The organism is Rheinheimera nanhaiensis E407-8 (assembly GCF_000296695.1).
Taxonomy (GTDB): Bacteria; Pseudomonadota; Gammaproteobacteria; order Enterobacterales; family Alteromonadaceae; genus Alishewanella; species Alishewanella nanhaiensis.
This window is the reverse complement of the sequence record NZ_BAFK01000001.1, coordinates 250,743-274,937: the sequence shown is the minus strand read 5'-3', so window position 1 is coordinate 274,937 and position 24,195 is coordinate 250,743. Positions and strand designations below refer to the sequence as shown.

The 24,195-nt window shown below is 49.8% G+C and carries 27 protein-coding genes; 11 read left to right on the top strand and 16 right to left on the bottom strand.

What is annotated here, in order from left to right; genetic code table 11:
• Positions 1-18 precede the first annotated feature (18 nt).
• From nqrF to RNAN_RS01295, 9 genes are all read right to left on the bottom strand, one after another.
• The gene (nqrF, locus tag RNAN_RS01335; RefSeq protein ID WP_008217962.1) at positions 19-1,251 is read right to left on the bottom strand and encodes an NADH:ubiquinone reductase (Na(+)-transporting) subunit F; all 1,233 of its coding nucleotides are present in this window, start codon (positions 1,249-1,251) and stop codon (positions 19-21) included.
• 18 nt (positions 1,252-1,269) lie between these two features.
• A complete protein-coding gene (gene nqrE, locus RNAN_RS01330; protein WP_008217961.1) occupies positions 1,270-1,878 on the bottom strand; it encodes an NADH:ubiquinone reductase (Na(+)-transporting) subunit E in 609 nt (202 codons plus the stop codon).
• Between the two features lie 10 nt (positions 1,879-1,888).
• Positions 1,889-2,518: an NADH:ubiquinone reductase (Na(+)-transporting) subunit D gene (locus RNAN_RS01325; RefSeq protein WP_008217960.1), complete on the bottom strand. Its 630-nt coding sequence runs from the start codon at positions 2,516-2,518 to the stop codon at positions 1,889-1,891.
• A complete protein-coding gene (locus RNAN_RS01320; protein ID WP_008217959.1) occupies positions 2,511-3,296 on the bottom strand; it encodes a Na(+)-translocating NADH-quinone reductase subunit C in 786 nt (261 codons plus the stop codon). Before RNAN_RS01320 ends, RNAN_RS01325 begins: the two co-directional genes overlap by 8 nt.
• Positions 3,289-4,494, bottom strand: coding sequence for an NADH:ubiquinone reductase (Na(+)-transporting) subunit B (locus tag RNAN_RS01315; RefSeq protein ID WP_008217958.1), 1,206 nt, complete (start codon positions 4,492-4,494; stop codon positions 3,289-3,291). Before RNAN_RS01315 ends, RNAN_RS01320 begins: the two co-directional genes overlap by 8 nt.
• A gap of 2 nt (positions 4,495-4,496) precedes the next feature.
• Entirely contained in the window at positions 4,497-5,834 is a 1,338-nt protein-coding gene (locus RNAN_RS01310) for a Na(+)-translocating NADH-quinone reductase subunit A (protein WP_040551376.1), read from the bottom strand.
• A 320-nt stretch (positions 5,835-6,154) separates the two neighbouring features.
• On the bottom strand, positions 6,155-7,348 hold the full coding sequence (gene fabV, locus RNAN_RS01305) for an enoyl-ACP reductase FabV (protein WP_008217956.1): 1,194 nt from the start codon (positions 7,346-7,348) through the stop codon (positions 6,155-6,157).
• A 140-nt stretch (positions 7,349-7,488) separates the two neighbouring features.
• A complete protein-coding gene (locus RNAN_RS01300) occupies positions 7,489-7,830 on the bottom strand; it encodes a BolA family protein (RefSeq protein WP_040551375.1) in 342 nt (113 codons plus the stop codon).
• Between the two features lie 127 nt (positions 7,831-7,957).
• Positions 7,958-8,590 (bottom strand): alpha-ketoglutarate-dependent dioxygenase AlkB family protein, encoded by a 633-nt coding sequence (locus RNAN_RS01295; protein WP_008217954.1) that lies wholly within the window; start codon positions 8,588-8,590, stop codon positions 7,958-7,960.
• Between the two features lie 23 nt (positions 8,591-8,613).
• Here RNAN_RS01295 and RNAN_RS01290 point away from each other — a divergent pair, with 23 nt between their 5' ends.
• From RNAN_RS01290 to RNAN_RS01270, 5 genes are all read left to right on the top strand, one after another.
• Positions 8,614-9,777, top strand: a complete 1,164-nt coding sequence (locus RNAN_RS01290) for a methyltransferase (protein WP_008217953.1) — start codon at positions 8,614-8,616, stop codon at positions 9,775-9,777.
• A gap of 2 nt (positions 9,778-9,779) precedes the next feature.
• Positions 9,780-10,331, top strand: coding sequence for a YajG family lipoprotein (locus RNAN_RS01285; RefSeq protein WP_008217952.1), 552 nt, complete (start codon positions 9,780-9,782; stop codon positions 10,329-10,331).
• Position 10,332: 1 nt separating this feature from the next.
• Positions 10,333-10,914 (top strand): peptidylprolyl isomerase, encoded by a 582-nt coding sequence (locus tag RNAN_RS01280; RefSeq protein ID WP_008217951.1) that lies wholly within the window; start codon positions 10,333-10,335, stop codon positions 10,912-10,914.
• A 55-nt stretch (positions 10,915-10,969) separates the two neighbouring features.
• Complete coding sequence (locus RNAN_RS01275; protein WP_040551417.1) at positions 10,970-11,290, top strand: hypothetical protein; 321 nt, start codon at positions 10,970-10,972, stop codon at positions 11,288-11,290.
• A 64-nt stretch (positions 11,291-11,354) separates the two neighbouring features.
• On the top strand, positions 11,355-12,689 hold the full coding sequence (locus RNAN_RS01270) for an AmpG family muropeptide MFS transporter (RefSeq protein WP_008217949.1): 1,335 nt from the start codon (positions 11,355-11,357) through the stop codon (positions 12,687-12,689).
• 17 nt (positions 12,690-12,706) lie between these two features.
• Here RNAN_RS01270 and RNAN_RS01265 read toward each other — a convergent pair whose 3' ends face one another.
• A complete protein-coding gene (locus RNAN_RS01265; RefSeq protein ID WP_008217946.1) occupies positions 12,707-12,949 on the bottom strand; it encodes a helix-turn-helix domain-containing protein in 243 nt (80 codons plus the stop codon).
• Positions 12,950-13,196: 247 nt separating this feature from the next.
• On the opposite strand from RNAN_RS01265, the gene RNAN_RS19310 reads away from it, so the two are divergent.
• Entirely contained in the window at positions 13,197-13,370 is a 174-nt protein-coding gene (locus tag RNAN_RS19310) for a hypothetical protein (RefSeq protein ID WP_008217944.1), read from the top strand.
• Between the two features lie 58 nt (positions 13,371-13,428).
• Here the strand turns inward: RNAN_RS19310 and erpA are convergent, their stop codons facing one another.
• Complete coding sequence (gene erpA, locus RNAN_RS01260; protein WP_008217942.1) at positions 13,429-13,770, bottom strand: iron-sulfur cluster insertion protein ErpA; 342 nt, start codon at positions 13,768-13,770, stop codon at positions 13,429-13,431.
• Positions 13,771-13,934: 164 nt separating this feature from the next.
• Here erpA and RNAN_RS01255 point away from each other — a divergent pair, with 164 nt between their 5' ends.
• The 4 genes from RNAN_RS01255 (at position 13,935) to hemL (ending at position 18,508) form a co-directional block, all read left to right on the top strand.
• Positions 13,935-15,641 (top strand): chloride channel protein, encoded by a 1,707-nt coding sequence (locus RNAN_RS01255; protein ID WP_008217940.1) that lies wholly within the window; start codon positions 13,935-13,937, stop codon positions 15,639-15,641.
• On the top strand, positions 15,638-16,069 hold the full coding sequence (locus tag RNAN_RS01250; protein WP_040551373.1) for a CopD family protein: 432 nt from the start codon (positions 15,638-15,640) through the stop codon (positions 16,067-16,069). The genes RNAN_RS01255 and RNAN_RS01250 overlap by 4 nt, the downstream gene beginning before the upstream one ends.
• A gap of 106 nt (positions 16,070-16,175) precedes the next feature.
• Entirely contained in the window at positions 16,176-17,189 is a 1,014-nt protein-coding gene (locus RNAN_RS01245; RefSeq protein ID WP_008217937.1) for an aspartate carbamoyltransferase, read from the top strand.
• A 38-nt stretch (positions 17,190-17,227) separates the two neighbouring features.
• A complete protein-coding gene (hemL, locus tag RNAN_RS01240) occupies positions 17,228-18,508 on the top strand; it encodes a glutamate-1-semialdehyde 2,1-aminomutase (RefSeq protein WP_008217935.1) in 1,281 nt (426 codons plus the stop codon).
• Here the strand turns inward: hemL and RNAN_RS01235 are convergent.
• Positions 18,505-20,574 carry a winged helix-turn-helix domain-containing protein gene (locus RNAN_RS01235; RefSeq protein ID WP_008217933.1) on the bottom strand — a complete coding sequence of 690 codons (2,070 nt, stop codon included), beginning with the start codon at positions 20,572-20,574 and terminating at the stop codon, positions 18,505-18,507. The two genes, hemL and RNAN_RS01235, sit on opposite strands and share 4 nt — an antisense overlap.
• Before the next feature lie 325 nt (positions 20,575-20,899).
• Here RNAN_RS01235 and RNAN_RS01230 point away from each other — a divergent pair, with 325 nt between their 5' ends.
• Positions 20,900-21,700: a DUF4852 domain-containing protein gene (locus tag RNAN_RS01230; RefSeq protein ID WP_008217931.1), complete on the top strand. Its 801-nt coding sequence runs from the start codon at positions 20,900-20,902 to the stop codon at positions 21,698-21,700.
• Between the two features lie 82 nt (positions 21,701-21,782).
• Here RNAN_RS01230 and RNAN_RS01225 read toward each other — a convergent pair whose 3' ends face one another.
• The 4 genes from RNAN_RS01225 to RNAN_RS01210 all read right to left on the bottom strand — a co-directional run bounded on the left by RNAN_RS01225 (position 21,783) and on the right by RNAN_RS01210 (position 24,195).
• On the bottom strand, positions 21,783-22,196 hold the full coding sequence (locus tag RNAN_RS01225; protein WP_040551372.1) for a hypothetical protein: 414 nt from the start codon (positions 22,194-22,196) through the stop codon (positions 21,783-21,785).
• Between the two features lie 138 nt (positions 22,197-22,334).
• Positions 22,335-22,937, bottom strand: a complete 603-nt coding sequence (locus RNAN_RS01220) for an SEN1982 family lipoprotein (protein WP_040551371.1) — start codon at positions 22,935-22,937, stop codon at positions 22,335-22,337.
• A complete protein-coding gene (locus tag RNAN_RS01215; RefSeq protein WP_008217924.1) occupies positions 22,934-23,257 on the bottom strand; it encodes a hypothetical protein in 324 nt (107 codons plus the stop codon). Before RNAN_RS01215 ends, RNAN_RS01220 begins: the two co-directional genes overlap by 4 nt.
• Positions 23,254-24,195 carry a hypothetical protein gene (locus RNAN_RS01210; RefSeq protein WP_008217922.1) on the bottom strand — a complete coding sequence of 314 codons (942 nt, stop codon included), beginning with the start codon at positions 24,193-24,195 and terminating at the stop codon, positions 23,254-23,256. The genes RNAN_RS01215 and RNAN_RS01210 overlap by 4 nt, the downstream gene beginning before the upstream one ends.

Genomic DNA, 24,195 nt, shown 5'->3' with positions numbered 1-24,195 from the left:
CCTGCGGTTTTTACTTTGTTAGCCGCCGAAGTCGTCTAACAGGATGTTGTCATCTTCTACGCCTAAGTCTTTGAGCATATTGATAACGGCTTTGTTCATCATCGGTGGACCGCACATATAAAACTCGCAGTCTTCCGGTGCTTTGTGGTTTTTCAGGTAGTTTTCATAAATGACGTTATGAATAAAACCGGTGTAACCTGTCCAGTTGTCCTCGGGCTGAGGGTCTGACAGCGCGACATGCCACTCAAAGTTGTCGTTCTCGGCCGCCAGCATGTCGAAATCTTCTACGTAGAACATTTCGCGCTTAGAGCGGGCACCATACCAGAAGGTAATTTTACGCTTTGACTTTAACCGGCGTAGCTGGTCGAAAATGTGCGAGCGCATGGGCGCCATACCGGCACCACCACCGATAAATACCATTTCCGCATCAGTGTCTTTAGCGAAGAATTCACCGAACGGGCCAGAAATCGTTACCTTGTCACCGGCTTTTAAGCTCCAGATAAAGGACGACATTTTACCGCAAGGCAGGCTCAGGTTATTTGGTGGCGGCGTAGCAATACGCACGTTCAGCATAATAATGCCTTCTTCTTCCGGATAGTTAGCCATTGAGTAAGCGCGGATGGTCTCCTCGTCTACTTTTGACTCCAGACTAAAGAAGTTAAAGCGCTCCCAGTCACCGCGGAACTGCGCAGGAATATCAAAATCCTTGTACTTCACATGGTGCGCCGGTGCTTCAATCTGAATGTAACCACCAGCACGGAACGGTACTGATTCGCCATCTGGAATTTGCAGCTTCAGCTCTTTAATGAAGGTTGCTTTGTTATCGTTAGAGATAACTGTACATTCCCACTTTTTGATGCCGAAGATTTCCTCTTCAACTTCAATTTCCATATCAGATTTTACGTTTACCTGACAGGATAAGCGGCACCCTTCACGCGCCTCGCCTTTGGTAATGTGGCCCAACTCAGTTGGCAGAATTTCGCCACCGCCCGAGTGCACATGCACACGGCACTGGCCACAAGAACCACCACCACCACAGGCTGACGATAAGAAGATACCGTTGTCAGCTAAGGCACCCAGCAGCTTGCCGCCGGCTTTGGTTTTAATAGCTTTGCTCGGATCGCCATTGATGCTGATCGTAATGTCGCCTGATGCTACCAGCTTAGATTTGGCCACCAAAATAATGATAACCAGGGCCAGCACCACCAGGGTGAACATGGCAACGCCAAGAATAATATCTAGATTTTCCATCTTGTGTTCCCTTCCCCCTTACAGTGATACACCAGAGAATGACATAAAGCCAAAGCCCATCAAACCCACTATTAAGAAGGTAATACCCAGACCACGTAAACCGTGCGGAATGTCTGCATATTTTAACTTCTCACGTACAGCCGCCAGCAAGGTAATTGCCAGTGCCCAGCCAATACCACTACCCAGGCCAAACACCACGCTCTCGCCAAAGTTGTAATCCCGCTCAACCATAAAGGCTACGGCACCGAAGATGGCGCAGTTCACCGTAATTAACGGCAGGAAGATACCTAAAGCGTTGTACAGTGCCGGGAAAAACTTGTCTAAGGTCATTTCCAGAATTTGTACCAGCGCAGCGATAACACCAATGTAGGTTAAAAAGCCAAGGAAACTTAAGTCGGCTTCCGGAAAACCGGCCCACGACAGTGCACCCGGCGCCAGTAAGTTTTGGTAAACCAGATTATTCACCGGTACCGAAATACCTAATACCACGATAACGGCAACGCCCAGACCAAAGGCGGTAGTGACTTTCTTTGACACAGCAAGGAAGGTACACATACCGAGGAAGAAAGACAGCGCCAGGTTTTCAATAAATACGGCGCGTACAAATAAACTAATGTAATGTTCCATTTATCGCTCCTTATGCCTTCTCTACTTGTTCAGTACGGAAGGTACGCAGTATCCAGATAAAGGCTGCGATAATAATAAAGGCACTTGGAGGCATCAGCAGTAAACCCATTGGCTGATACCAGCCCCCGTCTTTTACCAGTGGCAGTATTTCTACGCCAAACACCGTACCAGAACCACCCAGCTCACGGATAAAGGCTACTGTCATCAGCACTACGCTGTAACCCAAACCATTGCCTATACCATCGAGGAAGCTGATACCAGGCTTGCTCTTCATGGCAAAGGCTTCAGCGCGGCCCATAACGATACAGTTGGTAATAATCAGACCAACAAACACCGACAGCTCTTTGGCGACATCGTAAGCAAAGGCTTTTAACAGCTGGTCTACTACGATTACCAATGACGCAATAATGGTCATTTGTACGATGATCCGCACACTGGAGGGAATGTGATTACGGATTAACGAAATAAAGAAGTTGGAAAACGCTGTTACCAGGGTAAGTGCAATACACATTACCAGCGCTTTATCCATCTTAGTGGTTACCGCCAGCGCAGAACAGATACCCAGTACCTGTAATGCGATAGGGTTGTTGGCAAAAACCGGCCCAAACAGTACGGTTTTAATTTCTTTTGCATTAGCCATTGTTTAATGCTCCGTCACGCACTTTGGCCAGGAAAGGGGCAAACCCCTTAGAACCCGCCCAGAAATCAAAAGTGTTTTGCACACCATTAGCCGTTAAGGTGGCGCCTGATAAACCATCAACCTCGTAGCTTGAATCAGGGCTGGCATTGCCAGGTTTACGCACTTTAATGGCTGGGGCACCAGCGGCATCTAACAGCTTCTTACCTTCAAACTGTTTTACCCAGTTTGGGTTTTGCACTTCACCACCCAAACCGGCCGTTTCGCCCTGCTCGTAGTAGTTTAGCCCCTGAATGGTCGCGCCATCCGGTGCTAAGGCCAAAAAGGCGTGCATAGTAGACCATAAGCCATAACCGTGGATTGGCAGCACGATAGAAGTAAGCTCGCCTGATTCAACGCCATTGGCATAAGCCAGGTACACGGGTGCTACGTTGGCGCGACTCTTGATTGAGGCTAAATCTTCCTCGCCGCTTAAACGGGTGCTTTCTTTGGGATCTTTCATAAACTTACGGTAATCATAATTTGCCGGCTTTTCGACAAATTCACCGCTATCCAGATCAACGAACCGCTCAACAATGTGCTTGCTGTATAGCTGTGCCACATTACCGCCACTTAACAGGCCCGTTACCGCTAACACGTTTTTCTGCGAGTCAAGCAGCTTATTGGCCGTTTGCTGCGGCCGTAACTGTACTGCCGCAGTGGATACGATAACCGCACACACTAAACATAAAGAGATGACTACAATCAGCGTTTTGCTGATGCTATCGTTATTACTAGACATTACGTGCCAGCCTCCGTTTGATATTGGCCTGAGCCACGAAGAAATCGAACAATGGCGCAAACAGGTTAGCGAACAGTATTGCTAACATCATACCCTCTGGGTATGCCGGGTTAGCCACACGGATCATCACCACCATAAAGCCAATTAAAATACCGTAAGCCCACTTACCCTGATTGGTAAAAGACGCTGATACCGGATCGGTTGCCATAAAGAACATACCGATAGCAAAACCACCCAATACCAGGTGCCAGTGCCACGGCATAGCGAACATGGTATTAGACTCTGAGCCGATCGCATTGAACAGGTAAGCGGTTAACACCATACCCACCATCACACCGGCAACGATACGCCATGATGCAATGCGGAAGTAAATCAGCGCTAAACCACCGATTAACAGCGCCAGTACCGAAGTTTCACCGACTGAACCGGGAATAAAGCCGTAGAAGGCATCCCACCACAGTTCCATGTTAGCGCTGTAGTCCAGCTCGCCAGAGGCAGCTTTACTTAACCAGGTGGCACCTGAATAACCATCAGCAACGGTCCACACAGCGTCACCAGAGATTTGCGCCGGATAAGCGAAGAACAGGAAAGCACGGCCAGCTAACGCCGGGTTTAAGAAGTTACGGCCTGTACCGCCAAACACTTCCTTCGCCACAACCACACCGAAGGTAATACCCAAAGCCACCTGCCACAGCGGAATAGTGGCTGGCAGGATCAAGGCAAACAGAATAGAGCTGACGAAGAAGCCTTCGTTAACTTCATGCTTACGCACTGAAGCAAACAACACTTCCCAGAAACCACCAACAATAAAGGTCACAGCATAAATGGGCAGGAACCAGACGGCGCCGTACCACATTTTACTGCCCCAGCCGGAGTCGGCAGTCAGTTCACCGCCCAAGGCCTGGAATATAGCCACCTGCCAGGTGTCCGGCGCACCAAAACCGGCCTGCAGCGCGATAACCGCCTGATGACCGATATTGTACATACCGAAGAACAGTGCCGGGAACAGCGCCAGCCAGACAAAGATCATGATACGCTTTAAGTCGATACTGTCACGTACGTGAGTACCGTTTTTTGTTACCAGACCAGGCGTATAAAGTACAGTGGCAACGGCTTCATACAGCGCATACCACTTCTCATATTTGCCGCCTTTCTCGAATGACGGCTCAATGCGCTCTAAAAAATGCTTTAAACTCATGATTAGCCTTCCTTCTGAATGGTCGTCAGGCAGTTGCGCAAGATCGTGCCATAGTCGTACTTACCCGGACAGACAAAGGTACATAGCGCCAGATCTTCTTCATCCAGCTCCAGCACACCCAGCGAAACCGCACTGTCAGTGTCTCCGGATACCATGTCACGCAGTAATAAAGTGGGCAGGATATCCAGTGGCATTACGCGCTCATAGTTACCAATGGGTACCATGGCACGGGCAGAGCCGTTGGTGGTTGTGGTCATGTTAAATAAGCGTTTCGGGCTTAAATGTGACAGGTAAGCACGGGTTACCGAGAACTTCTTGGCGCCTGGTGCAATCCAGCCCATAAACTCTTTCTCTGTACCTTCTGCCAACACAGACACCTGGTTGTGGTAACGGCCAACATAACCGTGTACACCATGCGCCGTAGCACCTGCCAGTACAGAGCCTGAAATAATACGGTTAGTGCCATCTTGCAGTTCACCGGCAGTCAGTTCCTGCGTAGAGGCGCCCAGCACCGTTTTCACCAAACGTGGGTTTTTCACTGCCGGGCCGGCTAAAGCAATAACGCGCTCGCTGTTAAGCTCGCCGGTAGTGAACAATTTACCAATGGCAATAACGTCCTGATAGCCAATGTGCCACACCACTTTTTTCGCACTGACAGGCTCTAACATATGGATATGCGTGCCTACCAGGCCAGCGGGGTGCGGGCCGTCAAACTCAGCAACCTGCGCCTGCGCCACGGTTGGAATAGCCACGCCGGCTTTTTTGCTCAGGTATAACTTACCGTCAGTTAAGCCAGCCAGTACTGTTAAGCCCTGGGTAAAGGCCTCGCTGTCAGCCGCAATCACCACTGCCGGGTCAGCCGCCAGCGGATTAGTGTCCATGGCATTAACGAAAATGGCGCGCGGTGTGCTGTCAATGGCAGGCGTCTGGCTAAATGGCCGGGTACGCAGTGCGACCCACAGGCCAGAGTCGACCAGGTTTTGTACCCGCTGCTCGCGGCTTAAACCGGCCAACTGCTCAGCAGAGTACTTGGCAAACTGCACCGCATCAGTGCCAGCCGCTTTAATCACCACTGATTGCAGCACCCGCTTAGCACCGCGGTTAATTTCAGTAACAGTTCCCGCCAGTGGCGCAGTAAATTTAACGCCCGGGTTTTTCTTGTCTTCGAAAAGTACCTGGCCTTTTTTTACCGTATCACCAACTTCAACCGCCATCGTCGGCCGCATACCATGAAACTCTTCACCTAGAACGGCGACAGTTGTAATGGCATTGCCCGCACTGATCTCTTGTTTAGGACTGCCCGCGAGGGGAATGTCCAAGCCTTTTTTGAGTTTTATCATACGTACTTGCACTACTATTTTGGGAAGAAACAGGGCCTAGTTTTTCAGCTGCTTAGTGCGCAGCGCATCCGGTATTATTATATCAGCCATTACAGCTGGTTATTTTTGCACCAGATACACGTATTAAAGTCGCGGATTCTAGCATTAAACCCGCTGGCTATCTATGCTGTTCGCTAAATTTTCCAACAATCTACCCCGCTATAACCGCAACCGGGCGCGAACAAAAAACGGTGCGACTGTAACGAATACTAAGTACAAAGTGTAGTCAACTTTAGTCCATTTTCAGCTAAACAAAAGCCGCCTGATGGCGGCTTAAATTTTTATCCGGCGATATTACGCAGTGGCACCATTGGCGACACATCGGCATCATAATCTACATGGCTGTAGCCAAAGCCAAATAATCTTAAAAATTCGTTATGATAGCCTTTGTAATCCGTCAGGCTGTCGATGGTGTCGGTCGTCACCTGCTCCCATAAATCTTTTACTGCTTGCTGAATATGCTCGCTTAACTCTTTACCATCCTGACGTAAGCGGCCCGCCTCATCCAACACCGGGTTCGCGCTATACAAGCCTTGACGGAATAAGCCGTTGATCTGCTCGATACAGCCCTCATGGCTACCTTCTGCTTTCATTACCCGGTAGAGCAAAGAGATATACAGCGGCATAATCGGAATGGCTGAACTGGCTTGGGTAACCAACGCTTTGAGCGATGCGACATAGGCTTTGCCTTTTTTATCGGCTAATTTGGCGGTAATCGCTGCGGCAGCGCGGTCTAAATCTTCTTTTGCCCTGCCGATAGTGGCTTTACCGTAAATAGGCCAGGTTAACTCTTTGCCAATATAGGTATAAGCAACGGTCTGACAGTTATCTGCCAGCACACCGGCGGCGTTTAACTGATCCAGCCAGCGTTCCCAGTCTTCCCCCCCCATTACTTTTACCGTGTGGTAAATTTCTTCATCGTTGGCAGGCTCTACTGATACTTCTTCAATTTCGCGCTTGCTGGTGTTGAGGGTGCGGGCCGTGTAGGCCTGGCCAATAGGTTTTAGCACCGAGCTGAAAACCTCACCGGTAACCGGATCTTTACGCCGTGGCGCCGCCAGGCTGTAAACCACTAAATCAATTTTACCCATTTCACTGCGGATAATATCGATGGCCTGGGCTTTTAGCTCGTCAGTGAAGGCATCACCGTTGATGTGTTTGTTCCACAGGCCGGCGGCATCCGCCGCCTGCTCGAAGGCTGCCGTATTGTACCAACCGGCTGAGGCGGTTTTGTTATCGCTGGGCTCTTTTTCAAAGAAGATACCTAAGGTTTTCGCGCCTGAGCCAAACGCCGCGGTAATACGCGAAGCCAGGCCATAACCGGTAGAAGCACCGATAACTAACACGTTTTTCGGCCCATTAGCCACCGGGCCTAACTGTTTTACGTATTCAATTTGTTCTTTTACATGTTCGGCACAGCCGACAGGATGGGCGTTAGTACAAATAAAACCACGAATTTTCGGTTGGATAACCATGACAGCTCCTGCTGTTGTCTGAACAAAATTGGCGATAGTGTAAAACTTTACCGCAGAAAACAGGTCTGATCAGCGGTTTTATCGCAGAATAAGCGTTTATTGTGCGGCATTAGTGCGAAAAAGAGTGCGAAAAAAAAGCGTCATACTGACGCTTTTTCTGCTTTATCCAGTTTGCTGCCACCGTAGCAGCGCGGCGATACCGGCGGCTTTTCAGCATAGTACTCGTACCATTCTGATGGCGTGTAGGTGTGCAGCGCCAGTGCATGAATTTTCTCTGCCAGCTCTGAGGCCACCACAGCGTTCACGGCGCGATGGCGCTGTAACAGGCGCATGCCGTCAAACTGCTTGGTAACGATCACCACTTTAAAGTGAGACTCTGAGCCGGGTGCCACGTTGTGCAGGTGGCTCTCGTTTACCACCTCCAGGAACACAGGATCGAATGCACTAAGTAACTTCTGTTCAATAGCGGTATGAATCAACATAGTCCTAATCCTTTTTTTATCCCTGTTGTTAACTCTAGATGGGCCGGTTAAAGTTGCCAGCCCGTTTTGTTGTCAAGCAAAATAAACGATGCTAAAGAGCTGGCGTTGCTGTAAAAAATAAATTTGTCTAAGACGGCGCTGCAATATAACGAAAGGTCAGATTCAGCCGTGCATTGTTAACCTTAGTTTGTTTCGGTAAGCGGTGCAGCCAATGCTGCTGACAACCGTTGTCCATCACCAGCAAACTGCCGCTGCCGAGTGCCAACTGTAACTGCCAGTCCTGCCGGCGATGCTTTAAGTCAAAGCGGCGGCTGGCGCCCAGACTCAGCGAAGCAATAACAGGATCATGCCCCAGTTCCGGCTCATTGTCAGCATGCCAGCCCATATGCTGCTGCCCGTCTGCGTATAAATTCAGCAACACACAGTTAAACGGTTGCTGCAAAAATTCGCTGAGCTGCGCCGCCAGTTGCTGCAAACGAGGCTGCCAGGGCTGCGGCACAAAGCGGCTACCCGAGTAGGTATACACACAGTGCGCGTCACCCATCCACACCTGCCGTCTGGGGATCGGTACCGGCTTGCCAAACATCATAATGCGCTCCTGTTGCCAGTTCAGTTGCTGCTGTAGCTGCTCAAGCAACTGCTGCGCTAGAGCCTCGTCAAGCCAGTTTGGCCAGAAGCGGATGCGCGCATCCGGCAGGTTAAACTGCTGCGGCGGGCTTTGTTGGTTGTCGCTATCGGTCTGGCGTGTCAAAATGCACATCTTCTTGCTTTGGCCTTGTTCTGATGAATACAACTTTTACCTGTGCCAGCGGCACCTGGCAATTACAACGCTGGCCGCTAAACCAGCCCAACGGCAGTTTACAAGCCTGGGATGCCGCCGACGAGCTGTTGATTGCATATACGCTTGAGGCAGCGGCGCAGTTTAGTAGCCGCCAACAGCGCAAGCCCGTGTTACTGCTGATAAACGACAGTTTTGGTGCGCTGTCCTGCGCACTGTCCGATTATCCGCAGGTGCAGGTAAACGACTCCTGGCTGGCCGAGCTGGCAAGCCAGCATAACCGGGCGCAAAATCAGCTGGATAACAGCCATTTTCGCCAGCAATCCAGCCTGGCGGCGTATCCGGATAAACCCGATATAGTGCTGTTAAAGCTGCCAAACAACCACAGTTACCTGCAGTATATATTGCAGCAACTGGCACAGGTGGTAAGCAACCAAACGCTGATCCTGGCCAGCGCCAAGGCCAAAGATATCAGCCGCAATGTGCTGGCCCGTTTTAACCACACGCTGGGGCCGGCTTCAGCATCATTAACGGTAAAAAAGTGCCGCTTAATTCAGTGTCAGTTCGACCCGGCATTAACACGCCAGTTGGAAAGCTTTCCGCTGCAATGGCCGCTGGAACAGAGCCAGTTTACGCTATTTAACCATGCCAATGTGTTTAGCCGGGAAAAGCTGGATCAGGGAGCCCGCTTTTTCTTGCAGCATTTACCCAGGCTGCAGGATGGCCAAACTGTGATAGATCTTGGCTGCGGTAATGGTGTGCTGGCGCTTAGCCTGTTAAACCAGGCAAAAGAAGCTGTGTCGCTGTGGTGCTATGATGAGTCTTATATGGCCGTTGAGTCGGCCAAATTGAGCATAGGTTATAACCTGCCACAGCAGTTGAGCCAATGCCATTTTGTGGTGGATGATTGTTTAACCCGCCACCTTGACAACAGTTGTGACTGGGTATTGTGTAATCCGCCGTTTCATCAGCAGCAGGCAATTACCAGCCACATTGCCAGCCAGATGTTTATTGACGCCAAACGGGTATTAAAGCCCGGTGGCCGCTTGCGTATTGTGGCAAACCGCCATCTGGCCTATCAGGACAGTTTAAAACGCTTATTTGGCAACTGCCGCCAACTGGCAGCCGATCCGAAATTTATTATTCTAGAAACGATAAAAAGGAGTTAACCATGCGCGCTTTACTTATTGCTGTATTGCTATTAGCCGGCTGCAGCAGCCCTACCCCAGGCTTTATCCTGGCGCCTCAGGTGTTTTGGCCCCAGTCAAACCAGCTGCAGCAAAGCAGTTTCGCTTTTAGCGTATCGGACGAGCGCCCGGTAGGCTATACCCTGCGCTTACGTAACGCCGATAAAGTACAGCAAATTAAAACCAGTAACGACGTACGTGCACAGCTGGAGCAAACCCTGAGCGCAGCGCTAACCGAACAAGGCGCGCGCCTGAACCCAAACAGCAGCACCCAGATGACAGTACGTATTGCCCAGCTGCAGGCGCTGGTTGAGCAGCGCACCCTGGAGCATGCGGTGACGAACCAGGTGGCATTAACCGTGTTTATTCAAAGCAACCAGGGCACCTTTAGCAAAACCTACTCGGGCGATAGCAGCTTTACCGCCCCCTTTAAAATGGACATTGCCGCCGTAGAGCGCGAGTTGCGGGTGTTAACCGAACAGGTGCTGGCGCAGCTGCTGCAAGATCGCAGCTGGCATGACGCAGTAAGGGGGTAACATGCGCCTGGGTATTACCCTGCTGCTGGCGCTGGCTGCTTTTTGCAGCCAGGCAGGCCAGTTTGTACAGCCAAACAATTTATTTCCCAAAGTAAAACTGATGACATCGCAAGGCGATATCGTGATTGAGCTCGATCGCAGCCGCGCGCCTATTAGCGTGAATAATTTCCTAAGCTACGTAAAGCAAAAGCGCTATGACAACACGCTGTTTCACCGGCTGGAACCGGAGTTTGTGCTGCAAGGTGGCGGCTATGATGCCAACTACAAACCGATAGAAGAGCTAAAGCCTGTCTTTAATGAGTCGGGTAATGGCCTGAAAAACCAGCTCTACACTGTTGCTATGGCCAGGCTGAACGATCCACACAGTGCCACCAGTCAGTTTTACTTTAATTTAAAAGATAATCCGCATTTAGACCCGGGCCGGACCTGGGGTTATGCGGTATTTGGTTACGTGACCGAAGGCACAGAGGTGCTTGAAAAAATCAGGGCGATTCAGACAGATACTTCTGCCGAACTAGGCTGGCCTAATGTACCGGTAGAAAAGGTGCTGTTAAAAACGGCTATCGTCCTGCCAGAGCAATAAAACCGGCTATACTTGGCTTAACAACACCAACCACAGGATGCTGTTAAGCCAGGCTATGTCAGAGCAGTTTATTGAGCATAAATCGCAGCAGCTGGTTTTTTACATCTCGCGTTATCTGCGCGGGCGTTTACCTCATAGCGAACTGCATCTGTTTGTCTGGGACACGCTGGAGGAATGGGCGCAGCTTCACATTACCCCGCAGCAGCCTTGCACCCGGCGCGAACAGGTGTTCTGGCATTTAATTCATCAGCTGGAATACTGGCCCGAGCAACAGCTGCGACAGGACAGAAAGCTAAGACGCAGTATTCAGGACTGTATCTGCTATCTGAAAGGGCTGGGTATTGCACCACCGGACTGTGTGGGGATCCGGCCATAATCAGTTGACTGCACGCCAACGCCAGGTAAGCTACGGTTATTGTTGCCCTTTATAAGATACGATTTTGTCACACGCCCGCTCCTGGCTTAACAGCCTGACCATTTACTTCCAGCGTAGAGTGCTGGCTATTTTTATCCTTGGCTTCTCCAGCGGCCTGCCGCTGATGTTGGTGTTTGGCGTGTTATCCTTTTGGCTGCGTGAGGCCGGCGTATCCCGCGCTGACATTGGCTATTTCAGCTGGGTGGCAATGGCCTATGCAATCAAGTGGTTGTGGTCACCACTGTGTGATCAGCTGAAAATTCCGCTGTTACATGCCAAACTGGGACGGCGGCGCAGTTGGCTGCTCAGCTCACAACTGGCGGTATTGCTGGCAGTGATGAGTATGGCGATGACCGATCCGCAACAAGACCTGGCGTTAATGGCCGCCTTTGCCGTGCTGCTGGCCTTTGCTTCGGCCACTCAGGATATTAACGTCGACGCCTTTCGCATTGAGAGTGCACCAGAGAAACTGCAGGCCGCCCTGGCAGCGGCCTATTTAACCGGCTACCGGTTGGCGATGATCCTGGCATCAGCCGGCACCTTGTGGCTGGCGGCGCTGTTTTCCGCTACCGAGGGCTATGATCTGGCCGGCTGGCAACACGCTTATCTGGTGATGGCGCTGTGCATGGTGCCGGGTATTGTCACCACTTTGGTATGCCAGGAGCCGTTGACGCAGCTGCAACAGCATGTTAGCAAACAGGGCCCGGCCTGGCAGCGCCTGCTCGGTTGGTTACAACAAGCGGTGGTTGCGCCTTTTATTGATTTCTTTCAGCGCTATAAATGGCAGGCGCTGCTTATTCTGGCGCTTATCGCCTGCTACCGGTTAACGGATATCGTGATGGGTGTGATGGCCAATGCCTTTTACGTCGATATGGGATACAGCAAAGAGGAAGTGGCCAGCATCTCAAAAGTCTATGGTGTGATCATGACGCTGGCAGGCGCTGCGCTGGGCGGCGTGCTGATAAACCGGTTTGGCACGGCAAAGATTTTGTTTTTAGGTGGTGTACTAAGTGCAACTACCAATCTGTTGTTCGCCCTGCTTAGCCAGATTGGCTATGACCTGGCCTGGTTAACCTTAATTATCTCGGCAGACAACCTAAGTGCCGGCATTGCCACCAGCGCCTTTATTGCCTATTTATCCTCACTGGTTAACCTGGCCTTTACCGCCACCCAGTACGCAATGTTTAGCTCATTGATGTTGCTGTTACCGAAGTTTGTTGGCGGTTTTTCCGGCAGCTGGGTTGAACAAATGGGCTACAGCCCGTTTTTTACCATGACAGCAGCCATGGGCATCCCGGCACTGCTTTTAATTATACTGATTGAAAAGCAACGGTTAACAAAACAAAACGCCGCTGGGTAGCGGCGTTTGCGTTAATGTCAGGCTGTTAATACCTGTTTTAGCCCTTCCGTGGGGTCAACACCCAGTGCCTGGCAATAACGGACGTACTCAACCACGTCCAACCGGCGTTCCTGATTTTCTACTTTGCCAATAAAGGAATGCGGCGTCCCTAAAATCTCCGATAAGCTGCGCATAGTATGGCCTTTTTCCTGACGCTGACGCTTCAGCCAAACACACAAACGCTTGTTCTCATCAGAAGTAACGCTTTTGGTACCTTTCATGTTTTTTCTTCTCCCAGCGTGTTACGCTTTTATTATGTCAAAAATACTTCCTGCAAAAAAAATCCAAACCTTATTGCCAGCGCAATAAGCAATAAAAATCGGTTAATTAAACCACAGGACGCGACAAGCGTACAGCTACAAGCGTTAAAAACTGTACAGCCACTTTACATTAGCGTTTAGTTGTTGTTTCTATGCTAAAAATACCGCTATGCTGGCCTGCATAACCGGGTACAAACTGGGAGCTCACATGGTCAAATTGTTATTTTTGCTGCCACTGTTAATGTGTATGGCCTGGTACTGGTACCTTAGGCAACACGGCTGGAGCATAACGCAGGGTAAGAAAGGCTTCGCGTATATTATTGGCTTTAACCTGGCGATTGGCGCCAGCTTGTGGCTGATCCTGCTGCTGACACAGCGTTAAGCTGAGCAGCGGGCAGGACAGTGTTAATGTATTGTTTAATTTACATTAAACAATAATTTTAAACAGAAAATGATGAGCCACAGCCACAGGTCGTTGTGGCGTTAGGGTTTTGTACAATAAAGCGGCTGCCTTGTAAGCCTTCGGTGTAATCTACTACCCCGCCCATCAGGTATTGCAAACTCATGGGGTCAACTACCATAGCAACGCCTTGCTTCTCAACGACAAAATCACCTTCGTTCACCTTTTCATCAAAGGTAAAGCCATACTGAAAACCTGAGCAACCACCGCCGGTGATATATACCCTGAGTTTCAGATCCGGATTTTCTTCCTCACTGACCAACAGCGCGACTTTACGGGCCGCCGCTTCAGTAAATTCAATAGGTACAACGGGCTCTGACATAACAACTCCAAGGGTTTCGCCGGGCGGCAAATTATCTAATACCTGAGTAATTTATTCAAGTATTAGCCGGATTAGCCGGCAGTTTAACGCGCAGCTTCATTTTTAAGCTGAAAGCTCAGCCACTTATGTTAAACTTTGGCTTAACTCTTACAGGTATTATGGCTATGCAGCGCTGGCAGATCAGGCTTGTGTCGTTACAACGCCGTTTGGCGTTTCCACAAACATCTTTGCAACTGTGCATATTGGGCATGCTCGGCGGCTTAGCGGCGGCCATTCTTATAATCCTGTTCCGTCTGGCCATTATTGGCCTGCAAAGCTTTTTTCTTGATAAAACCGATGATTTCTCCAGTGTTGACAGTGAAATACGCTGGCTGTTGCCCTTAGTTGGGGCGGTGCTGATTGGCCTGATTGCCTGGATAACCGGTTACAAACATTACCGGCTGGGTATTCCTTTTGTTATCCACCGGATGAAGCTGAAGTACGGCATCATGCCGACGCGCAATACGCTAAATCAGTTTTTTGGCGGCATTTTGGCCCTAAGCAGCGGCTTTTCCGTTGGCCGCGAAGGGCCCTCAGTGCATTTGGGCGCCTATGGCGCCAGCACTTTAGGCAAGTATTTACAGCTGCCGTATAACAGTATCCGTATTCTGGCCGGCTGCGGTATCGCTGCCGGCATTTCAGCGTCGTTTAATACCCCCTTAGCGGCTGTGATCTTTGTGATGGAAGTGGTGCTGCGCGAATACCGCGTGCATGTGTTTATTCCGATTATGTTGTCCTCGGTGGTCGGCGCCCTGGTTACCCAAGGTGTGTTTGGCAGTGACAAGGAATTAGCCCTGCTGAATATCGTCTCCATCAGCGGCTGGCATCTGCCTTATCTGGTGCTGTGCGGCATTGTGTTTGGCGCTATCGCTTTTGTGTTTAATAACAATATGATGCGGCTGATTAAGTTGTTTCGTAACTGGCCCTTGCTGCTACGCTTAACCCTGGCCGGGGCAGTAACCGCCGCCATTGGTTACCTGATCCCGCATGCGATGGGCGCTGAAGCCGGCGCGATTCACTACGCAGTTAATGCACCTGATGATATTGCCCTGCTGCTGACCATTTTTATCGGCAAAATGCTGCTAACGTTGTTTGCCCTTGGCCTTGGCGTGCCGGGCGGCGTTATCGGCCCGGTGTTTGGTATCGGTATAGTGCTGGGTACCATTTTAGCGATCATTCCATCGGCTATTATTGGCGATAACAGTGTTGCCGGCACCTATGCGGTGCTGGGCATGGCCGGCTTGATGGCCGCCACTATGCATGCGCCTTTAGCTGCGCTGGTGGCGGTGATGGAGCTGGCGCACAACCCGGGTATTATTGTACCGGCCATGTTAGTGATCACTACCGCTTACATTACCGGCGTGCAGTTTTTTAACAATAAATCATTGTTTTTGCTGCAGCTGGATTTTCTGCAAATGCCTTATAAGCTGTCACCGGCCGATGACGTACTGCAAAAAGTTGGCGTACTGGCCATGCTGGATAATCAGTACCAGCTGCTGGATAACCCGGACGAGCCACAGGTAACGCAAGCGCTGGACCAGCTGGAGCCGCCGCAGCAACTCATTATCCGCCGTCAGCACGCCGACAGCGTCGAGTTTTTACTGGCCAGCTACGATGTACAGTTATCGATGACCGGCGCCAGTGCTGTACATTATCAGCCGTTGCAAGGCCTGAACCATCAGGCCACGCTGGCAGAAGTGTTTGCCATTTTAGAGGATAAACGCGAAGGCGCCGTGTATATCTACCGTGAACAGGAGCCCGGCCAGCTGATTGGTATTATCCGCTGGGATCAGGTACGCAGCTTATTAGTAAAACAGAACAACTTATTATGACAACCATCCTTGTGTACAAAGCCTTGCATGTGTTTTTTATGGTGGCCTGGTTTGCCGGCATTTTTTATCTGCCCAGGCTGTTTGTCTATCACGCTGCCAACCAAAGCCCTGACTGTGACGCCGAATTCAAAGTGATGGAGCGGCGTTTACTCTACTTTGTCACCCCCTTCGCCATTCTGACTTTAGTGTTTGGCCTGCTGCTGATTTACAGCTATGGCCGTGCCTGGTTTGCCGTTAGCAGCTGGCTGCATTACAAATTAGTGCTGGTGGGCCTGTTGTATGGCTATCATGCTTACTGCTTTAAGCTGCTGGCCGACTTTAAACACAACCGTAACAAGCGCAGCCCACGCTTTTACCGCATTTTTAACGAATTGCCGGTACTGCTTTTGCTGGCGGTGGTACTGCTGGCCTACGTAAAGCCTATTTAGCAGCCGATTCGCTTTTAACGGCGACTTTGCCGTATAATAACGGCCGTCTACTGCCGGCGCCGGGGCCTCTGGCGCGGCTTAACTCTCAGCGTAAAGAGCACTGATTATGAGCTTTAAAGGCGAACACATCCTCTCAGTAAGCCAGTTTGACCGCGATACCATCCAACAGGTTTTTCATATTGCCCGCAATATGCAGCCTTATGCCAGCCGGCAGAAACGCACTAAGGTGCTGGAAGGCGCAATTTTAGGCAATTTGTTTTTTGAACCCAGCACCCGCACCCGGGTAAGTTTTGGCTGTGCCTTTAACTTGCTGGGCGGTGAAGTGCGCGAAACCACCGGTATGGAATCATCAGCACTGTCAAAAGGTGAGTCGCTGTTCGACACTGCCCGCGTGATCAGTAGCTACAGCGATGTGATTGCCATGCGCCACCCACAGGCCGGCTCTGTGGCCGAATTTGCTGAGGGCAGCCGGGTACCGGTACTAAATGGCGGCGACGGTGCCAATGAGCACCCGACCCAGGCGCTGCTGGATTTATTCACCATAGAGCGCGAGCTGGCCGCCAGCGGCCAGTGCATCGACGGCATGCATATCGCTATGGTGGGTGATTTAAAATTCGGCCGCACCGTGCACTCGCTGTCTAAGCTGTTAAAGCTGTATAAAAATGTGCGCTTTACCTTAATTTCACCCAACGAGCTGGCAATGCCGGATGAGATTGTCAGCGCCATCGAAAATGCCGGCCATCAGGTTAGCATTACCGACGTACTGGAAGGTAACCTTAACGCCGATATCGTCTACCAGACCCGCATTCAGGAAGAGCGTTTCCCGTCCAAAGCTGAAGCGAATTTGTACCGCGGTAAGTTTCGGTTAAATCAGGAAATTTATACCCGTTACTGCAAATCCAATACTGTGATTATGCACCCGCTGCCGCGTGATTCACGTCAGGAAGCCAACGAGCTGGATAACGACTTAAACCTGAACCCTAATCTGGCGATTTTCCGCCAGGCCGATAACGGCATTCTGGTGCGGATGGCGCTGTTTGCCCTTACGCTGGGGGTAGAAAATATTGTCGGCAATTATGAATGTGCTGTGCCCTGGTATAGCAACAAGCACAGCGGTTAAGCCGGCTGTTTGTGTTAATTTTTAAGCGGAATTACCTTATGTCTTTATCTGCAGAATTGTTTCAACGTGCCCAGCATACCATTCCCGGCGGCGTAAACTCGCCGGTACGCGCCTTTAAAAGCGTGGGCGGCACTCCGGTATTTATCGACCGCGCCGATGGCGCTTATTTATATGATGTCGACGGCAAACGTTATATCGATTACATCGGCTCCTGGGGCCCTATGCTGCTGGGGCATAACCACCCGGCTATTCGTAATGCGGTGATTGAAGCGGCCGGCAAGGGCCTGAGCTTTGGCGCACCCTGCCCGGCGGAAGTTACCATGGCAGAACTGGTCAGTAAGTTAGTACCCAGTATGGAAATGGTGCGGATGGTCAGCTCCGGCACTGAAGCCACCATGAGCGCCATCCGTTTAGCGCGCGGCTACACCGGCCGCAATATGATCGTAAAATTTGAAGGCTGTTATCACGGCCATGCCGATTCCTTACTGGTAAAAGCCGGCTCGGGCGCGTTAACCCTGGGAGTCCCCAACTCACCCGGCGTACCGGCCGACTTTGCCAAATACACCTTGACCAGCGAGTTTAATAACCTGGCACAGCTGGAGCAGTTGTTTGCCGAGCATGGCCATGACATCGCCTGTATTATCGTAGAGCCAGTCGCTGGTAATATGAACTGTATTCCACCGGTAGAGGGGTTTTTACAAGGCCTGCGCAAACTCTGTGACGACTATGGTTCGGTACTGATTTTTGATGAAGTGATGACCGGCTTTCGCGTTGCATTAGGCGGTGCCCAGGCCGTTTACGAGGTGAAACCGGATTTAACCACCTTAGGTAAAATTATCGGCGGCGGTATGCCAGTAGGTGCCTTTGGCGGTAAACGCGACATTATGTCGTTTATTGCACCGTTAGGCCCGGTGTATCAGGCTGGTACGCTGTCAGGCAACCCTATTGCGATGGCAGCGGGTTTAGCTGCCCTTACTGAAATCAGCAAACCCGGCGTTTATCAGGCGCTTACGGCTAAAACGACGCAACTGGTCAATGGCCTGCGCGCGGCCGCTGCCAAACACGGCGTACCTTTGGCCACTAACCAGGTTGGCGGTATGTTTGGTTTCTTCTTCACCGGCGAGCCACAGGTGAATAACTTTGCCCAGGCGACGCAATGCAATATCGACGCCTTCAAACGCTTTTTCCACCTGATGCTGCAGCAAGGTGTTTATCTGGCGCCTTCTGCCTACGAAGCTGGCTTTTTATCACTGGCGCATACAGCAGAAGATTTAGTCCAAACTATCGCAGCGGCCGAGCATAGCTTTAAACAGCTTTAACGGCGGTTGTGCAGCCAGACAATATCGGTATCGTGCGGCCTTGGCCGCACCAGATAACCCAAACCTGCACCGTTGCTATAAATTGCGATGGCGCGTTTTTCTAGCGGCAAGTTAAATATGGACACCTGCTGTTCCTGCCATAGATACGCCTGTACTTCAGTGCCTTGTGCGGTTAACCAGTAAATGCCGCTCTGGTCGCTAAACCACTGCTCTGGCTTAACGTAACGCCAGTCCAGTTGCACCGGCAGTGCAGTTAACTGACCGCCTGGCTCCAACAGATGCAGGCTGCGGTCGTCGGCTAACTGCAGCAGCAGCCTCTCATCGGGCCCGCAGCGCACATCAACCACGCCGGCACGTACTGGCTTAGCCTGCTGCTGGTGCGCTGTCATTAACCACCACTGCTCTTCGCGCCGCTCAGTCCAATATAGTTGGTTGGTACAACTGGCATAACGTCCGGCAGCCTTAGCTTGCAGCGGGTACAGGCTCAGCTCGCTGCTGTCAGGTGCTAAGCGGTATAACTGGCTGTTCAGCAGCGCCAGTAGCTCGCCCTGATGCCACAGCAGTTGCTGCAACTGCTGCTGCTCGTTTAACCGGCTAAGCTGTATGCTGTCACGGCCCTGCTCCAGCCAAATTTGGCTTATACCCGCCCTGTCTGACACAAAGGCAGTACCAGCGTCACCATGCGCCACCAAGCGCTCGCTGCGGTTTGACACTTGCCAGGGAGTAACCGTTACCGGGTTGTCAAACGGCTCGAGCCGGTAAATATCCGTAGTGTAATCTAGATATTGCGTAGCAAGGATACGGTTGTCGTAGCGCTGTGCCTGAGTCAACTCACGCGTTAACGGTCCAAGGCTTTGACTAGTGTCACGTTTAATATCATACAGTTGCAGCTCGTGCTGTGCGGGTGACAATAACAACTTATGCTGATCCCACCAGGAGAACTGCTCTATCAGATAAGGAAACTGCCGGACAACTTCAGCCTCACCATCAGGGAGTTGCATCCTAAACAAGCTGCTGCTGTTTTGCGTTTGCTGCACCAGCAAGTACAGCATGTCATCCTGTATCAGCATATGCTGCACTGGCCAGTACAGGCTGGTTAGGCTTCGCAGCAGCTGTGGTGGTCGCTGGGCTTCAGCAATCCACAGCGCCTGCGTAGTATCGTCAGCAGTATTATCTAACCACAGCCACTGCTGCTGCCAGCGCACCAACGCTTGCGGCAATACAGCAGTACAAGACCACAAAGCGACTGGCGCTGCCGGCTGCGGTAACAGCCGCTGCCGGTAAAATTGACATGACTCGCCAGGTTTTTCGCCACGAAACAGCACCTGCTCGGCATCCAGCCAGTGTGGTTGTGACAGGGCATTAAACTGCTGCGGTAATGGGCTTACCCGTAAATCAGTCAGGTTTTGCAGGTTCCAGTTCAGGCTGTTAGCATCCAGCGGCCGCTGTTGATACACCACATGGCTTTGCGCGTCATTTAGCACAGGCCAGTATTCCTGCCCGCTTAACGCGCTAATTGGTGTAATCGTATCAGGCAACTTCAGCAGCGGCGCTGCAGTGAGACTCGCCAACACATAAGCGACGCTGGCACAGCCAAGCAGTATCGCTGCAGCCGTCAGACTGATAAAGCGCCAGGGCCAGCGCGGTGGTAATACATCAGGCTTGGTAAGGGCCGGCTGCGCTGTTTCAGGCAGTTCAACATGAGGCAACAGGGTGCCGGGTGCAACGGGGTTAATATCGGCCAGCCAGCAGTAACCTTTTTTCGATATCGTGGCTATGTAGACCGGCGCTCGCACATCATCACCCAGCACTTTTCTCAGTGCGCCGACAGCACGCATCACTGCGGCATCGGTACCTTCTTCAGCCGGCCAGACTTTTTCAATCAAGGTATCTTTGGCTAACAGGGTGTTGGGGTGTTGCAAAAAGAAATTCAGCAGGCTGTGTAGTCGTGGCTCCAAGCGCACCATGTGTTCGGGCTTTACGGGTACAGCAGCAGGCCACAGCTGACCGTAGATCACCTGATAATACCAGTCACCAATTTGTACCACAGGGTCCAGATGTGACATTAAGGTCCGCCCGACAGCTTGTTATCTGGGCGGATTATACCTTAAGCCTTGGAAATGTTTAGCGTTTCTATTTGTAAGACAATATATCAGGCGACAAATAACAGAATTTTCCGCATATGTGGATTTAGAACTTGTCCTCGCACCGTACATTTTTAGATGCTCAGAAAACTGGCCGACATTCATCGCGTCTATTTCAAATAGATGAAGCCGATTAATGGCGACAGTTGCGACTGAAATGCTGTTTGGGATGGCAAAGGGACATTTCCGCTTGAAAAAATATCTATTTCAATAAGTATGACTGAGTTTTATATGAGGAGTTGTAAACATGAATAAAACAGTCCTATTGCTGTTTGTGGCGCTATCAATGACAGCATGTAAATCAACGCTTCCTCAGCCGACTGAGGGCGTAAAGAGAGGCCCAGTATCAGAAATGATTTGGGGAAAGGCCGAATCTCAAAGTGACCAAGTTTCTGATGATGTTATGGCAGAAGTTTCCCCGCGAGTGCAACAGTCCCGACATCAAAATGTCTACGATGAGGGGTATAACTGGGCCTACTTTTTCACTGCCTACAGAAAGATGTCCAAGTATTTTTCATATGATCAAAATGCAACTGATCTAATGCGAATCTATTATCCTGATATTTATACAAAATATCGGAATGACGAATTCGAGCTGGCTAGCAAAAGACAGGCCGCGGTCAGTAAAATTAAACAAACCACGGAAGAATTTGATGAAACACGGGTTCATCAGCTTTTCACCGAGTGGGATTTTGGCACCTATGACTTTGAAAAGAGCGAATTCCCACTGGATTCCCTTACAACGACAACCAGCTATAGCTTTAAACAAGATAGTCTACGCATGCCGAGCAATAATTTTCCTCGTGAGTTCAGACTATATTTCACAAATCCAGAGGTCATTGGCAATTTGAAGATGGATCCAGAAGCAGCCAAGGTATTCCTTCAGAAAAAGAAAAATTCACGCGGTACAATCAATCGAGAACTGCCAGCTATGTTTTACTTCAAGCTTGTAAGGCTTGATGAAGGAGAAGGTATCTTTTATGCCGAAATCCTTGATGGTGAAGTCTACTATGGGAAGGATGATAAACGAGTCGTCAAGTCCTTCTAATTTGTGCTGGCTCAAACTTGACCTGACAGTTCCCAGTTTTTCAGTGTTGTCTGTCAGATTAGATTTGAGTCAGTTTCTTCTCTCAAGGTTCTTTATTCAAAACAATATCTGCGGCAATTAAGCTCCCTCCAGCTCCAGCTGAAGCAAATGCAATTGTCGTAAAAAAAATCATATGTATCGACATAATCAGTTGAAGGTCACTGTCCAATATCACGTGTCTATTTGCCATAAACGCCTGAATTAAAGTCGGAATGAATGCAGTAATAGCCCCATACGTACACAGCATAAGCCCCCTGTCAAAATTGCTTTTGAAAGTAGCTCTCTTCAGTACCATGCTGATAAAACCACCTGCCGTAGAGAAGATCATAAGGCTTACCCCAGCAACACCGGCTATACCGAAAGCTTTCGGAGCATCGGAAGACAAATCTAAGCAATACATATAAAAGCCAACAAAAAATATCGTTCCTAAAATAACCGCTACTAAAACTTTTCGCATATCATTCTCCTAAATAGATTATCGGTGGTAAGGCAGGTAAATGTTGCGCCCACTGACGAAAGTTGTTTAGTCTCCCGATACCTAGTCTCGCAGCGTTAACCGGGAAGCGACAAGAATAGCTATTTTCTCTATTAAGCTTTAAAACGTAAATTTGGTATTTAAACGCATACCTGGGTTAAAGCTAAAGCGTGGGTCCGCAATAATTAGCTCTTCTTCGCCATGTTTTTTTGCTAACCGCACAGTAAATGAGTGTGTCTTGGTAATTTGGTCCGGCGTCAAATGACTTACAACTTGCAACATTGCTGAACTCAGAACCCATTCTTCAGTACTTTCCGGTTCAATGTTGAATCTGACATACCAAACTCCTGATAATCCAGGAGGTAAATTATTATCAGACTCTTTCTTAACTACTGAAATATCGCTGATTTTAAATTGGTTTGTGTAACAAAACCCAGCTTGATTTTTGTCGTAAACCAATTGCCCTTTTTCCGATAACGTATATTCATCTGGTTTGTTTGCAATAAAGCCGAGCTCGACAAACGGCTGAATAATATCTTGATTTGCTTCAGTTTGGTTGGTCTTTGAAATTGGAAACGCCTGGAACAAAGTGGAACTGACACAAGCTTTCTTGGTCGCTAAGTCATTTAGCGCTGCTAATATATCGGCTTTGTCTGGATCAGCGTTCTGACTACAAGCTGATAATCCAATCGCTAAAAGTACTGAAAGTAAAAATCTGATCATTTTGCCTCTTCTGTAATTTGATGATTCAGTTTTGAATGTCCGATAAAAGGAACGCTACTCACCCCCTTCTGAGTATACTCATCAGTCAGTGAGTCCAATAATTCACCATAAGCCGCTAATGCGGCTTGCTGGCTGGGGTAGTATTGTCTATCCAACCGATACCAGTTATTACAGCGATAACCGGGAATATACAAGCTAAAGCCGGGTTTGCTGTGTTGTAATTTAACCAGCGCCAGCAGGTTTTTACCCTGTTGTTGCCATAGCCTAAGTTCAGCTTTGGCCTGTGTGGCTGTAATAACAAGGTAAGTGAGTTTTATCACGTATTTACCTTTGTCCATTCGCGGGCAGCACTAGGTTCATACCTGACAAACCATGGGTTAGGTTGCTGCTCAGCAGGAATAAAGTTAATGGCGTTTGGCGTTTCAAAAACGCCTACCGGTTGGCCTTTGTCTTTCAGGCAAATAAACTGGCTGTCTATTAACTCAAATATACCTGCCTCACCACCGGCTAAAAATACCCGTTCAGCCAAAGTGCCTACGCCATACCAACTAAACTTAGGTGAACCAATATCTTTAAAACCGTCAGCGGCATTACCAACCAACAGGCAACCGCTGCGCCCTGTAATGTAAACTAAGTGCTTTGATACCACTTTTACATCAGTAAAGGCATCTTGCTGGGGAATGTTGGCAGGCAGAGTTACTTTGCGCCAACGGCTACCGTCAAAATGGTGAATATTGCCATGATAACCAACGATGTAAATATCATCGCTGGCAGAGCCATCAATGGCGTTAGGTGCTTGCGGTAGGGCGTACTCGGTCCAGTCTTTGCCATTCCAGTGTAAGGCCGGCCCTTTAAAGGAAGTTACCCACACATCACTGTCAGTTGTGCCCCAAATACCGTTTAGTTGACCTTTAAAGGCTTCAGTTACCTGCCAGTCAATATCAAAACTACCCGCGTTAAACTTTAATAAGCGATAAGGTGGCTGGCTAAAGCTGACCTTAGCAGTGGTAAATACATCGCCTTGATCATCAACTACCCATAAATTACCGCTGTCGGATACCCACATTGCGTTTAGCTGGAAATTGGCGCCTAAGAATGTCTTAATCAGTCCCTCTACGGGCTCATTATTTACTGATACCATCCCAACCGCCGCTAAAGGGTTTGACTCGTTGTAAAAAGTTAAAATGGCATGATAACCATATTGAGAATGGGCAACATCTATCGCATGTACAATGTCATATTGATTTCTAACGTTCAT

Excerpts from the sequence above, each read along its gene's own strand:
- RNAN_RS01300 (WP_040551375.1), bottom strand. The coding sequence starts at position 7,830 with ATGTTGATTCATACCGCTATTGAACAGAAGTTACTTAGTGCATTCGAT.
- nqrF (WP_008217962.1), bottom strand. The coding sequence starts at position 1,251 with ATGGAAAATCTAGATATTATTCTTGGCGTTGCCATGTTCACCCTGGTG.
- RNAN_RS01255 (WP_008217940.1), top strand. The coding sequence starts at position 13,935 with ATGCAGCGCTGGCAGATCAGGCTTGTGTCGTTACAACGCCGTTTGGCG.
- RNAN_RS01225 (WP_040551372.1), bottom strand. The coding sequence starts at position 22,196 with ATGCGAAAAGTTTTAGTAGCGGTTATTTTAGGAACGATATTTTTTGTT.
- RNAN_RS19310 (WP_008217944.1), top strand. The coding sequence starts at position 13,197 with ATGGTCAAATTGTTATTTTTGCTGCCACTGTTAATGTGTATGGCCTGG.
- RNAN_RS01245 (WP_008217937.1), top strand. The coding sequence starts at position 16,176 with ATGAGCTTTAAAGGCGAACACATCCTCTCAGTAAGCCAGTTTGACCGC.
- RNAN_RS01290 (WP_008217953.1), top strand. The coding sequence starts at position 8,614 with ATGAATACAACTTTTACCTGTGCCAGCGGCACCTGGCAATTACAACGC.
- RNAN_RS01325 (WP_008217960.1), bottom strand. The coding sequence starts at position 2,518 with ATGGCTAATGCAAAAGAAATTAAAACCGTACTGTTTGGGCCGGTTTTT.
- RNAN_RS01295 (WP_008217954.1), bottom strand. The coding sequence starts at position 8,590 with ATGTGCATTTTGACACGCCAGACCGATAGCGACAACCAACAAAGCCCG.
- RNAN_RS01320 (WP_008217959.1), bottom strand. The coding sequence starts at position 3,296 with ATGTCTAGTAATAACGATAGCATCAGCAAAACGCTGATTGTAGTCATC.
- RNAN_RS01265 (WP_008217946.1), bottom strand. The coding sequence starts at position 12,949 with ATGAAAGGTACCAAAAGCGTTACTTCTGATGAGAACAAGCGTTTGTGT.
- fabV (WP_008217956.1), bottom strand. The coding sequence starts at position 7,348 with ATGGTTATCCAACCGAAAATTCGTGGTTTTATTTGTACTAACGCCCAT.
- RNAN_RS01315 (WP_008217958.1), bottom strand. The coding sequence starts at position 4,494 with ATGAGTTTAAAGCATTTTTTAGAGCGCATTGAGCCGTCATTCGAGAAA.
- nqrE (WP_008217961.1), bottom strand. The coding sequence starts at position 1,878 with ATGGAACATTACATTAGTTTATTTGTACGCGCCGTATTTATTGAAAAC.
- erpA (WP_008217942.1), bottom strand. The coding sequence starts at position 13,770 with ATGTCAGAGCCCGTTGTACCTATTGAATTTACTGAAGCGGCGGCCCGT.
- hemL (WP_008217935.1), top strand. The coding sequence starts at position 17,228 with ATGTCTTTATCTGCAGAATTGTTTCAACGTGCCCAGCATACCATTCCC.
- RNAN_RS01275 (WP_040551417.1), top strand. The coding sequence starts at position 10,970 with ATGTCAGAGCAGTTTATTGAGCATAAATCGCAGCAGCTGGTTTTTTAC.
- RNAN_RS01235 (WP_008217933.1), bottom strand. The coding sequence starts at position 20,574 with ATGTCACATCTGGACCCTGTGGTACAAATTGGTGACTGGTATTATCAG.
- RNAN_RS01210 (WP_008217922.1), bottom strand. The coding sequence starts at position 24,195 with ATGAACGTTAGAAATCAATATGACATTGTACATGCGATAGATGTTGCC.
- RNAN_RS01285 (WP_008217952.1), top strand. The coding sequence starts at position 9,780 with ATGCGCGCTTTACTTATTGCTGTATTGCTATTAGCCGGCTGCAGCAGC.
- RNAN_RS01250 (WP_040551373.1), top strand. The coding sequence starts at position 15,638 with ATGACAACCATCCTTGTGTACAAAGCCTTGCATGTGTTTTTTATGGTG.
- RNAN_RS01220 (WP_040551371.1), bottom strand. The coding sequence starts at position 22,937 with ATGATCAGATTTTTACTTTCAGTACTTTTAGCGATTGGATTATCAGCT.
- RNAN_RS01280 (WP_008217951.1), top strand. The coding sequence starts at position 10,333 with ATGCGCCTGGGTATTACCCTGCTGCTGGCGCTGGCTGCTTTTTGCAGC.
- RNAN_RS01310 (WP_040551376.1), bottom strand. The coding sequence starts at position 5,834 with ATGATAAAACTCAAAAAAGGCTTGGACATTCCCCTCGCGGGCAGTCCT.
- RNAN_RS01230 (WP_008217931.1), top strand. The coding sequence starts at position 20,900 with ATGAATAAAACAGTCCTATTGCTGTTTGTGGCGCTATCAATGACAGCA.